This is a genomic window from Desulfopila sp. IMCC35006, from assembly GCF_005116645.1.
Classification (GTDB): Bacteria; Desulfobacterota; Desulfobulbia; order Desulfobulbales; family Desulfocapsaceae; genus Desulforhopalus_A.
This window is the reverse complement of record NZ_SWCM01000004.1, coordinates 336,814-349,205: the sequence shown is the minus strand read 5'-3', so window position 1 is coordinate 349,205 and position 12,392 is coordinate 336,814. Positions and strand designations below refer to the sequence as shown.

The following is a 12,392-nucleotide window of genomic DNA, read 5'->3' as shown; positions in this document are numbered from 1 at the left end:
TCTGTAAGGTACTGAAGGGAGTAGCTTTTGACATGGATCGATATATTGGAGGAGGAGTGAAAAAAAATCCGGTGACAATTCTGGTGGTGGATGACGATCAGGTGCATCGCTATATGCTCTGTTCTTTGCTGAAAAAGTGGGGCTGGCGCTGTGTTGAGGCGGATGACGGTGCAACGGCGGTGGCGGCTGTAGACAAGAACAGCTACGACGCGGTCCTGATGGATGTGCGCATGGCCAGAATGGATGGTCGCGAGGCGTTCACGCGCATTCATGCCCGTTATCCCAGCCTGCCGGTGATCATCATGACCGCTTATTCGTCAGTGGATGCCGCCGTGGAGGTTATTCAGCAGGGGGCGCATGACTACCTTACCAAACCGCTTGATTTCGATCGCCTGCGTCTGGCCTTGCTGCGGGCGGTTGATCACCACCAGGTCGTGAGCAGCCGACTGCAGGCAGCGCCAGGCGGGTTGAAGCTGAAAACGACTATTATCGGCACGTCCCCGCCGATGATTGAATTACTGGAGATGGTTGGGTATGTGGCACCAACCGAGGCGACGGTGCTTGTGTATGGCGAATCCGGCACCGGCAAGGAGTTGATCGCCGAGGCCCTGCACAACAACAGCGAGCGATACAGTCAGCCTTTTGTCAAGGTCAACTGCGCCGCCCTGGCCGAAGGATTGCTCGAGTCCGAGCTCTTCGGCCACGAAAAAGGGGCTTTTACCGGGGCGGAGAAACAGCGTGAGGGCAAGTTCGTCCAGGCGGATGGCGGCACCCTGTTTCTCGACGAGATCGGTGAGACGTCGCAGGCAATGCAGGTTAAACTGCTTCGCGTCCTTCAGGAGCAGGAGTTGCAGCGGGTGGGCGGTGAAGAGACGATCCATGTGGATGTTCGTATTATCGCCGCCACCAACAGAAACCTGGAAGAAGCGGTCGCCGGAAATAATTTCCGCGAGGATCTCTATTATCGATTGAATGTGGTCATGCTGACTGTCCCCCCGCTCAGGGAGAGGCGGGAAGATATCCCTTTGCTGGTTGAACATTTTGCCCGCAAGTTTGCCGACAAGAACAGGCGGGTTCTCGACAAGATAACTGTCGAATGTATGGACCTTCTCGTCCAGTATGATTGGCCCGGCAATGTCAGGGAGCTGGAGAATGCCATTGAACGGGGCATTATTCTTATGCGGGGAACGGAACTGACGGAAAAAAGCCTGCCCCTGCCCATCCAGAATCAAGCCATGAAATACACCGCTCCTCACCCCACCGAACCTGTATCTCTCTTTGATGCTGAAAAACAGCTCATCCTTAAAACACTTGCCGACACTGCCGGCAATAAGAGTGAGGCCTCAAGAAGATTGGGGATCACCCGTAAGACGCTGCAGAGCAAGTTGAACAGATATGGGAAACAATAGCCTGGTGGAATGCCGGACTGTCGCTTCTCTTGCTTGATCAGCTCTCTTTTTTACTCCATTTTCCTTAGTTTCCCAGGACTTCCCCGCGTTTATTATTATTGGCTGGGGCTTACTTGACAATGAAAAAGCAGCTCCTTATTGTTGGACAAGTTTGAATTTGGGGTGGCTGCTGTCGATTATTCAGACACTCAGCACAACAATGCTAATTTGTAGAAAGAAGGGAGGAGTGGGTGAGCCAGGAAAAAGTAAATGTAGAGCCTTTGGATAATTCCGATGTTGAGGCTGATTTTGAAACCGGTCCAACCGGCCCCGGGGAAACCATGAACGGAGACGAAGCGGGGGCTGAGTTGGAACGTGATATAGAAAAAGAACTTGCTGATGCCCAGAAGGAAATAGCAGATCTTCGCGACAGAATGCTGCGGGCGGCAGCAGAAAATGAGAATTTCAAGAAGCGGGTGGAACGCGAGCGACAAATGAGCCTGAAGTACGCCGGGGAGACAATCTTCAGAGAGATGCTGCCTGTCGTGGATAATCTGCAAAGGGCTGTTGACCAGGGAATAACCAAAGGTGCCCCGGCAGAACAGAATCTCGCGGCTTTGCTGGAGGGGGTTCAGTTGACGCTGAAGAGTCTCATTGCAACGCTGGAAAAGTTTGAAGTGAAGTCCATCGATAGTGTCGGCAAACCGTTTGATCCCACACATCAGGAAGCACTGACCATGGCTGAAAGCGACAGCGTCCCCGCCAATCACGTCGTTACCGAATTCGAAAAGGGATACAACTACAAGGACAAGCTGCTGCGAGCTGCCAAGGTTGTGGTCTCTTCAGGGAAAAAAAACGAGGAATCGAACGAAAAGGCATAACCGAGAAGTAATACCGAAAACCGTGACAATCCCTTGACAAACAGGGGAAGATGACAACTTTACAAGGGGTTGCCACGATAGGTAAAGTAATTAAAATAACATTTATGGAATGGTAGACGGATACAATATCCGCCGAGAATGATTTAAGGAGAAAAAAGATGGCTAAGATTATTGGAATTGACCTCGGTACCACCAACTCATGTGTGGCAATAATGGAAGGGGGCGAACCAAAGGTGATTGCCAACGTTGAAGGAAACAGAACAACTCCCTCGATTGTGGCCTTCACGGACAATGAAGAAAGATTAGTGGGCCAGGTTGCCAAGCGTCAGGCTGTAACCAATCCAACACGGACGCTGTATGCAATCAAACGTCTCATCGGCCGGAAGTTTTCCGACGCCGAGGTCAAACGTTCGATCGAGGTCAGTCCATTTAAAATTGTTGAGGGCAGCAACGGCAGTGTCTCTGTCGATGTCGACGGCAAGGTATACCGGCCGGCAGAAATTTCGGCGATGATTCTCACCAAAATGAAGCAGACCGCCGAGGAGTATCTGGGCGAAGAGGTGACCGACGCCGTGGTAACGGTCCCCGCTTACTTCAACGATTCCCAGCGCCAGGCAACCAAAGACGCCGGAAAGATTGCCGGCCTCAATGTTTTACGTATCATCAACGAGCCGACCGCTGCTTCGCTTGCCTATGGACTGGATAAGAAAGGCGAGGAGAAAATTGCCGTATTCGATCTTGGTGGCGGTACCTTTGATATATCCGTACTGGAAATCGGTGACGGCGTCTTTGAAGTTAAATCGACCAACGGTGATACCTTTCTTGGCGGGGAAGATTTCGACATGAGAATTGTCAACTGGCTGGCCGATGAATTCAAACGTCAGCAGGGCATTGATCTCAGGTCCGACAAGATGGCTCTGCAGCGCCTGAAAGAAGAGGCAGAGAAAGCCAAGATGGAGCTCTCGACGACCAAAGAGACTGACATCAATCTGCCGTTTATTACCGCAGACGCCACCGGTCCCAAGCATCTCAATTTAAAACTGAGTAGAGCCAAACTCGAGAGCCTGGTTGACGACCTGATTGAGCGTACGGTTGGTCCCTGTCGGACGGCGATAAAAGACGCCGGGCTGAAGGCCTCTGATATTGATGAGGTTATCCTCGTCGGGGGTATGACCCGGATGCCCAAAGTACAGGAAAAGGTTAAGGAAATATTTGGTAAAGAACCGCACAAAGGAGTCAATCCCGATGAGGTTGTGGCCATCGGTGCGGCAATCCAGGGCGGTGTGCTTGGCGGTGATGTAAAAGATGTGCTGTTGCTTGATGTTACACCGCTGTCTCTGGGCATTGAGACTCTCGGCGGGGTAACCACGAAACTGATCGAAAAGAACACTACGGTTCCGACCAAAAAGAGCCAGATCTTCTCCACCGCGGCCGACAACCAGCCGGCGGTTTCCATTCACGTACTGCAGGGTGAGCGTGGAATGGCTCAGGATAACAAGACCATCGGTCGATTTGAGCTGACAGATATTCCGACCGCGCCACGCGGGGTGCCACAGATTGAGGTTACCTTCGATCTTGATGCCAACGGTATCCTCAGTGTATCGGCCAAAGATCTGGGAACCGGCAAAGAGCAGTCCATTAAGATCACCGCGTCCTCCGGTTTGACCAAAGAAGAAATCGAGAAGATGACCAAGGATGCGGAGCTCCATGCCGATGAAGACCGGAGGCGCAAGGAGCTGGTCGAGACCCGTAACTCTGCGGATGCACTCGTTCATGCCACAGAGAAAAGCCTGAAAGATCTTGGCGATAAGGTTGATGCGGAGACAAAGGCCAGTGTTGAAAAAGAGATGGAAAACCTCAAGAAGGTAAAAGATGGCGACGACCTTGACGCAATTAAAGCGGCGGTTGAAGCCCTGACCCAGGCTTCGCATAAGTTGGCCGAGCTGATGTATGCCCAGGCGGCAAAGGAAAATCCTGATGCTGCCCAAGGTGCTGAAGGCGGCAAAAAGCCTAAGAAAGATGACGATGACGATGTGGTAGATGCCGATTTTGAAGAGGTGAAGTAACTCTCAGGTTGCGTTAGTACCTTACAGAGTACTTATCCCGGCTTAGTTTCCGTTTTCACCCCGGGGGTATTCGCACTGCTGATAAAGGGAGGGGAGAATGAGTAATTCTCTTCTCCCTTTTTTTTGTTTTTTACGTTATTGTATGCGGCTTACAGGTCGTTTATTCAGTTTTTATCAAATTTTTACCCTCTAAAGATACCCATGAAAATATTATCAGGCATTCAACCTTCAGGCCAGCTCCATATCGGCAACTACTTCGGTATGATGCAAACCATGATCGCCCATATGGAGAGCGATGACCTCTATGTGTTTATCGTCGACCTTCATGCGCTCACCTCCGTACGTGATCCAGCCAGGCTTGCGACCGGGACCCTCGAAGCGGCCGCGGATTTTCTGGCACTGGGGCTTGATCCGGATAAATGTACTTTCTGGGTGCAATCCGATGTGCCGGAGGTGTGCGAATTGACCTGGGTGCTGTCAACATTGGCTCCCATGGGACTGATTGAACGCTGCCACTCATATAAAGATAAGGTAGCCAAGGGCATTGTTCCCAGCCACGGACTTTTTTCCTATCCGGTTCTGATGGCAGCCGATATCCTTCTGTATCAGGCGGACCAGGTACCGGTGGGCAAAGACCAGAAACAACATCTGGAGGTCGCCCGCGACCTGGCTATTAAATTCAATAACCAGTACGGCGACACCTTTGTTGTGCCGGAACCATCGATCAGTGAAACCATGGCGATAGTACCCGGTCTCGACGGACAGAAGATGTCCAAATCCTATGGCAACACTATCCCTATTTTTATGGAGGGCAAGGAGCTGAAAAAAAGGGTGATGGCAATTGAGACCGATGCAACGCCCGTCGACGAGCCGAAAGACCCGGAGAAGTGTAATCTGTACAAGATTATGCAGCTTTTTGCCTCGCCGGCAAGAATGCAGGAAATACATGGACTGTATGTCAATGGTGGTGCAGCCTATGGCTATCTGAAACTAGAACTGCTGGATCTGCTCAACGACAAGTTCGGCCAGGCCAGAGAGAAAAAGCAGCAGTATCTGTCGGACCCGGCCATGCTGCGGGAGATTCTCGCCAAAGGTGCTGAAAAAGCCCGGGCGAAAGCCGTTGTGACGCTTGACCTGGTACGCAGTCGTGTTGGATTGAAATATTGATGGTGTGGTAAAAAGCTCAATTTTGAGGAGAAGATATGAGCTATGGTGTGACCCGTGACGAGGGCTTGGAACTCGTTCGTACCTACTTGAAAAATGACAATCTTGTCAACCATTCACTGGCAGCTGAGGCCGTGTTGCGCGCCATGGCCGAGCGGCTTGGCGAAGACCAGGAGAAGTGGGGACTGGCCGGGCTGCTCCACGACCTCGATAGTGAAACCCAGCCTGATCTGGCTACCCACACCTCAGAGGCGGCGGGGATCCTGGCCGCAAAGGGAGTCGATCCGGAGATAATTGAGGCCATAAAGCTGCATAATCTGGCCGCCTGGCCGGGGGAGCGGCGGACGACCGTTTTTCATCACGCTCTTGCCGCAGGAGAGACTATAACCGGATTGATCATAGCGTCTGCTCTGGTTAATCCCGCCAGGAAATTGTCTGCGGTCAAAGCGAAATCGGTGAAGAAGCGCTATAAGGAAAAGGCCTTTGCCCGCGGGGCCGACCGCGAGATCATTGCCGAGTGCGAGGAGGCGGGGATTCCGCTGGCCGAATTTTGTGAGATCAGTCTCGTTGCCATGCAGGCCATCGCTGAAGATATCGGTCTTTGACCTGCTTGCCGGCACAACGTAACAAGGGGGCTGATGGAAAAGGTGTTCCATCAGCCCCCTTTCTTTTTCGGTATACCCGTGCTGCTTACTGGAAGTTTACCAGTTCAACATCAAAGATCATGGTCGCGTTCGGTGGGATCGGCCCGCGTCCGGATGGACCGTAACCAAGACTTGGCGGGATGATAAGAACACGCTTCTCGCCTTTTTTCATGCCGAGTAATGCCTCGTCCCAGCCTTTGATGACCTGACCTGCGCCAACGGGAAAGTCGATGGGCTGTTTGCGGTCATAGGAGCTGTCGAATTTTTGACCATTGAGCAGTTTTCCGGTGTAGTGGACGGTGACGACTGCGCCTTTTTTGGGTGTTTCACCTTCGCCTTCTGCAACAACCACGTATTGCAGACCGGATGGAGTCGTTACGGCTTTGGGCCACTGTTTTTTGATGAGGGCCTGTTCTTCTTCCATTGCCGCCAGTTCTTTGTCCCGTTTATTTTTGTCAACATTGACCAACAGGGAATCAAAGGCTTTCTGGTCGCTCTGGAAAGCTTCGGCAGCACTGCCGACCCGGATGATCTCTACTGAATGGATGACGTCGTTGGCGACAATTTTATTCACTACATCCATCCCGGAGACGACATGACCAAAGACGGTGTGTTTGCCATCGAGCCAGGGGGTCGCCACATGGGTGATGAAAAACTGGCTGCCGTTGGTGCCCGGTCCGGCATTGGCCATGGACAGGATCCCGGGTCCGGAATGGGTCAGGCTCGGGTCAATCTCGTCAGGGAAGGTGTAGCCAGGGCCGCCGGTTCCGGTGCCAAGTGGACAGCCGCCCTGGATCATAAAGTCGGGGATGACCCGATGAAATTTCAGACCGTCGTAATACTTGTCGCCTTTGGCCTTGGCGCCGCCGCCGAGATCTTTCGTTCCTTCGGCAAGACCAACGAAATTGGCCACGGTGAGGGGAGTTTTTTCAAATTCGAGCTTGCAGAGGATTTCTCCCTTCGAGGTGTCAAATTTTGCGTAAAGACCGTCTTTGAGCTTTGTTGTTGCCATTCCATATTCTCCAGATAAAAGTATAAAAGTAAAAATAAGTACAAACAGGGTGCAAACCTTATGCATGGATTCTCCTTTTGCAAAGTTTTAAGAGAAAAATAGTACCATTTTGCGGTATTAATTATCACCATCTTCCTGCCAGCCAGGTGATAAGCCAAACGTTCCCAGTGATTGGCGGGGAGAGTTTTGTCTGCCACTATAACGGATGAACGCCACGAATTACAATGACTGATCGCTGCCTGGTTTATTAAGGATGCGCTTGTCCAATCGGGGGGATGGTCAGTACTACCGGGAGATGAAGTTCCCGCTCCTGGTTCCCCTCCAATCTCTTGATCCGTACATCGATCGTTTGCCCTTCGCGGGTGCCAAGCATGGCAATGCGCAGATCGGCCATGTCGGAAACAGCAAACCCATTGACTTCTGTTACAATATCTCCTTTAAGAAGGCCGGCGGCCGCGGCCTTGCCGTGGGGGCTGAGCTGACTGATTTTCAGAAAGCTCTGCTTGTTTTTGGTCTGTTCATCGACGACGATACCGATTTTGGGCGCTGCGGGGAGCTCTGCCGGTGCTGCAAGAAAGTAATAGTCAGCAAGCTGGGCCAGGTTGCCGGGTGCATTTTCATCAGAGATGTTGACAACCGAGACCTGCTGTACAGGGATCCTTCGCGCCACCCGCGGAGGAATGCCGGAGTCTTTGCGGGTATGCTGCGTACCGGCCAGAACCACCATCCGGTAATCGGGATGACTGGTCAGAAAAGTGGTGATATTTTTCGCCATCGTCTCGTCCCACAGCCCCTGGGCTTGAATAAAGCCGCTTGCCGCACCACTGCCATGGCTGCCCTGCATGTGGACGTCATGCATCATGAGCAGTCGCTCCTGGTAACCGGGCATATCGAGATCCCGGTCTTTTGGCAGCGAGTCCTGTACTTCCCTGGTCAGACTGTCGGTTCCGCCCGCACGAAAAACCTCGGAGACAACCTGCCGATCAAGGTTGAGACCGATGACCGGCAGGTGGTTTTTCCTCGCAAAATTCAGTATCTCCTGAAAAAACCGGTAGTCGAATCGCCAGACATTATAGTAATCCGATTCCTTTAAAAAAGTCCGTTCATCCATTGTCTCGACCCCGAGTGTGTATTTGTCGAGCGCAGGTTGCGATGACGCAGGGAACATCTCCATGCCGATTGCCAGGTGCGGATTTTTTTTATGCATTGCTTCGATAATGCGCAATTGCAGCAGGTGGTCGGCAAGTGAGGTATGGGTTTCTCCCACATACACCACCCGGGCATCGGCAAGCCTGGCAACTACCTGGGTAAAAGGAGATAAGGCGGATGTTGCTCCCCCGGTGGGGAGTTCTTCGACAACGAAGTGGAGATCGGACCGGGCTGGTTGTATCCTCTTTACCGCATTGCGGCCTTTTTTAAACTCCAGGTAGGAGTATTTTCCGTAATGGCTGAGTCGCCTTGCAACAGCCGCACTTTGATCCTTGCCGCTGCTCGAAACCAGCACGGCAACACGCTTGCCGTTTAAGGGATTGCGCCGGACATCGAGGGTAAAACCTTCGTCGGGATGGTTTGGCAGCGCAAAAAGGGCTCTGCTCGGAGCCTGGTTAATTCCAAGAAAGAGCAGGTCGTTGTCGCTCAGCTCCAGGTTGCTGACCTGGGCTGCTGTTTTGACGGTCGGGTGAGTGTCCGCGAGGACGTCAAGCAGCGGTTGATACAGCTGCCGGTCGCTCTCATCTGCGAGAATGATCAGTTGTTTTTCCGCACCCAGAAAACGCGACCAGACGGCGGGCAGTTCCTCCTCTGACACTTGCCTGAGAAATGAGTAGTCCGGGTCGACGGTGAACTCTAAAGGCGCCGCCTCAAGGGGAATGGAGAGCCGGGTCTTTGGTCCGGTTATCTCGCCGATGCGATTGACAGTCGATGTCATGGTTTGAATACGGATGGGCACAACCAGCGAATACGGTTTTTCCTGGAGCTGGAGCACATCAAAAGAAAGCGTTGGTGTGCCGTTGGCATATTCGGTCCTGATGTCTTCTACTGCCAACGATGGAATATAATTTCTCTGTAGTCTTTCGGAAAAAAAATCAGCCAGATTCTGTCCCGACGCCGTGGCAAAGCTTTTTTCTACGTCTTCCCAGCTGGCGTGTCGACCGATATTGTCTCTATAAAACTGGTGCAACCCTTGGGCAAATGATTGGCGGCCGATTTTTTCCCGCAGCTCATAAAAAAGATAGGCCCCCCGGTCATACCCAACCGCACGCCGCGCTTGGGCCATTGGCTGGTTATGGCTGGCAGAGGTAAAAGCCGCCAGGGGAATAGCCGAATCCTTGTGCACATAGCTGAGGTATCTGGTAATACTTTCCAGTCGATCGGCTACACCTTCGCCCTTTTGTTCCCGGAAGGCATGGTCGGCCAGAAAGGAAGTCAGTCCTTCACACCAGTTTCCTGTGGTGTAATCGACCTCCACGGCGTTGCCGAACCAGGAGTGGACAATCTCGTGACCAAGGGAGGTCTCCTTTATAAAGGGGAGACGCAGAACTGCCTGGCCGAGCAGGGTGAAGGTCGGCATACCGTAGCCGGTGGGACGCCGGTTGGCGACGATGACATAATGATTGTAGGGATATGGGCCGATCTCCTGCTCGTAATGGCGCAGGTAATCGGTGGCCGCCTGCAGGTAGCCGCGGGCCAGGCCTTGATCTTCTTTAAAAAACATCGAATAGACCACGAGACCCTCGCGAACCTGTTGTTTGTCAAGGGCGTATGGTCCGGCGATGAAGTGGATAGCGGTTGCCGGCATGGAAAAAACTGCGCTGACGGTGTTGCCTTGTTGGGCCAGAGGAAAGCTGTCGGCTTCCACGATGGCTGAGAAACGATCGGGTAAGGTGGCCGTAACGTGGAATCGCATCGGTTGTGAGGGGGCAGGATACCAGTGACCGGTCAGGGCAATTCCCTGCGGACTGATGAGGTCGTCAAAATCATTTTTACTCGTTTTCGTATACGAGATATAGAGAGTCCGGTGCACTTTTACAGCGGCGAGAACCAGATTCTCCTGGACTGGCTGAATGCTCAGCTCGTTGCCGCTTTCGTCTCGCAGCAGCGACCCGGTAATCTCGAGCCCGGCCACATACAGGCTGAGTTCCTGGCCTGGTTCGATGGTAATTCTGGCTGTCCCGATCAGCCGTCCTTCCTCAGGGACAAAGGACAGTGCGAGGTCATAGCTGCTCTGTTGCGGCGCTGTCGCCTCGGCAACCCTGCTGCAACATACGCAGGAGATGAGGACGAGGGCGAGGAAGAGGGACGCGGCCGGGAAGTGATGGGTATAATATGTCATTTGCGCTCTCTCATAAAATAGATGAATATGTCATACGTTTCTTGCTGTTATTTTAAAAACGCAGGTAAATTTCAAATCGCATGGGAAACAAAGTAAGATCAATAGTCCCATTCCGCTAAAAATCTTTGTGCTTTCACAACCACTGCAAGGTACTCCAGGTGAACGATATACATAAACAGATCAAATTAGTCGGTATCAATGCCAGGTTTACCCATTCCTGCCTGGCACTTTTTTATGTCCGCAACGAACTGGAAAAAAACTGTCCTGCTGTAGCTCTTGAACTGCTCCAGTTTACGATCAATGACAATTACTACGAGATGCTCCTCCGTCTGAGCGAGGGGAACCCCGGCTATATATTTTTCTCAGCGGCAATCTGGAACAGCAGTCTTATTGCCAGATTAACGCTTGATCTGCGTGCCTGTCTTCCAGCCTGCCGGGTTGTCATCGGCGGACCTCAGGCCACAGTGCTGGGGGAGCGGCTCAACCATGGTGCACCTGGCGACAAGGACACCTGCACCGTGGTGCTGGGTGAGATCGAGGCGGTGGATCAAACCTTTTATCGTGACCTGCAGGCCGGCAGAATGCAGCCTCGCTATGCAGGATCTTTTTTTGCCATGAAAGACCGCACTTTTGCCTATCCGTATCGGCCAACTGATTTTGCCGACCACCTCAAAAACCGGCATATCTACTATGAAAGCAGCAGGGGGTGTCCCTTCGGCTGCACCTATTGTCTGTCCGCTGCAGAAACAGGATTGTATCATAAAGACTTAGAGAAAGTGAAAAAGGAACTGGGCGATATTCTCAGCCATCAGCCCGGAGTGGTCCGGTTTATTGACCGCACCTTTAATGATGTGCCGGACAGATCCCTGGCCATCTGGAAATTTCTTGCGGCTCGGGGTGGTGCAACGCTTTTTCATTTTGAGATGGCCCCGGATCGATTTACCGAGGAGATGTACGCTTTTCTGGCGACACTTGAACCGGGCCGATTTCAGTTTGAGCTGGGGATTCAGTCAACCAATGAAAGAACACTTGCCGCCGTCAACCGGCGAGTCGATCCGGTCCAGGCCCATCAGACGATTTATCGGCTGGCCGGGCTTGGTACCATTCACCTCCATGTCGATCTCATTCTCGGCCTGCCCTATGAGACACAGGAAAGCTTTATGGCTTCTTTCAGGGATGTTTTCGCTATGGATGCCCACTATATCCAGATGGGCCTGCTGAAAATTCTGCCGGATACACCCATTTTTCGCGAGGCGCAGGCTTCAGGGTACCTTTTCTGTCACGAGCCGCCCTATGCCGTCCTGCAAACCAACTGGATGGATCACGCAACTTTGCGTGGGTTGTTCTGGTTTTCTGAGCTTGTTGAAAAATTTCATAACAATCGATACTTCGTTTCGCTGTGGCGCTATTTGCGCCGGCGGCAGGAAGATATTGCCCTGTTTTTCAAAGAACTCCTGGTGATCTGTCAAAGCAGCGGTTTCTTTCAGCTCGCTGCGACCCAGGAGCTGATGTGCACAAAGCTGGTCCAGCTCGCCGCCGGGCGAGATGACAGGGATCTGGTCGTTGAGCTGCTGCGCTATGATTGGCTGCGTTGTGGTTTTCGCTTTCTGCCCGACTGTCTCCAGGTGGAGGGAAGCCGGGAGGCGCCGGAACAGACCAAATCCATCCTCTATCAGAGCCTGCCTGCGGAGCTTGATGGCGTGTACCGTAAAAACAATCGCAACCAGTTTTTCCGGAAATCGTATTTTCTCCGGATTTCTCAGGCAATGCTGCCGGAAATCGGGATGCCGGAACACTCCGGCCAACCATGTCTCTGTATTTTGCAGGAGCGGGAAATGTCTTTGCATAAATTTAATAAGATTTTGATATTTTGATATAAATAAATAAATTGTGGAAAAAAGTTGAT

Annotated in this window: 8 protein-coding genes; 6 read left to right on the top strand and 2 right to left on the bottom strand. The window is 52.3% G+C overall.

Annotated elements, in window-relative coordinates:
- Positions 1 to 32: 32 nt before the first annotated feature.
- The 5 genes from FCL47_RS09835 (at position 33) to FCL47_RS09815 (ending at position 6,104) form a co-directional block, all read left to right on the top strand.
- Positions 33 to 1,409: a sigma-54 dependent transcriptional regulator gene (locus FCL47_RS09835; RefSeq protein WP_136813320.1), complete on the top strand. Its 1,377-nt coding sequence runs from the start codon at positions 33 to 35 to the stop codon at positions 1,407 to 1,409.
- Between the two features lie 230 nt (positions 1,410 to 1,639).
- Positions 1,640 to 2,269 carry a nucleotide exchange factor GrpE gene (locus FCL47_RS09830; protein ID WP_240744193.1) on the top strand — a complete coding sequence of 210 codons (630 nt, stop codon included), beginning with the start codon at positions 1,640 to 1,642 and terminating at the stop codon, positions 2,267 to 2,269.
- A 158-nt stretch (positions 2,270 to 2,427) separates the two neighbouring features.
- Positions 2,428 to 4,335, top strand: coding sequence for a molecular chaperone DnaK (dnaK, locus tag FCL47_RS09825; protein ID WP_136813319.1), 1,908 nt, complete (start codon positions 2,428 to 2,430; stop codon positions 4,333 to 4,335).
- 201 nt (positions 4,336 to 4,536) lie between these two features.
- On the top strand, positions 4,537 to 5,502 hold the full coding sequence (gene trpS / locus FCL47_RS09820) for a tryptophan--tRNA ligase (protein ID WP_136813318.1): 966 nt from the start codon (positions 4,537 to 4,539) through the stop codon (positions 5,500 to 5,502).
- Between the two features lie 35 nt (positions 5,503 to 5,537).
- On the top strand, positions 5,538 to 6,104 hold the full coding sequence (locus FCL47_RS09815) for an HDIG domain-containing metalloprotein (protein ID WP_136813317.1): 567 nt from the start codon (positions 5,538 to 5,540) through the stop codon (positions 6,102 to 6,104).
- 85 nt (positions 6,105 to 6,189) lie between these two features.
- Here FCL47_RS09815 and FCL47_RS25425 read toward each other — a convergent pair whose 3' ends face one another.
- Both FCL47_RS25425 and FCL47_RS09805 read right to left on the bottom strand, forming a co-directional pair.
- Positions 6,190 to 7,155: a peptidylprolyl isomerase gene (locus FCL47_RS25425; protein WP_304992073.1), complete on the bottom strand. Its 966-nt coding sequence runs from the start codon at positions 7,153 to 7,155 to the stop codon at positions 6,190 to 6,192.
- A gap of 247 nt (positions 7,156 to 7,402) precedes the next feature.
- On the bottom strand, positions 7,403 to 10,486 hold the full coding sequence (locus FCL47_RS09805; RefSeq protein ID WP_136813315.1) for a ChaN family lipoprotein: 3,084 nt from the start codon (positions 10,484 to 10,486) through the stop codon (positions 7,403 to 7,405).
- A 158-nt stretch (positions 10,487 to 10,644) separates the two neighbouring features.
- Here FCL47_RS09805 and FCL47_RS09800 point away from each other — a divergent pair, with 158 nt between their 5' ends.
- A complete protein-coding gene (locus FCL47_RS09800) occupies positions 10,645 to 12,360 on the top strand; it encodes a B12-binding domain-containing radical SAM protein (RefSeq protein ID WP_136813314.1) in 1,716 nt (571 codons plus the stop codon).
- Positions 12,361 to 12,392 lie beyond the last annotated feature (32 nt).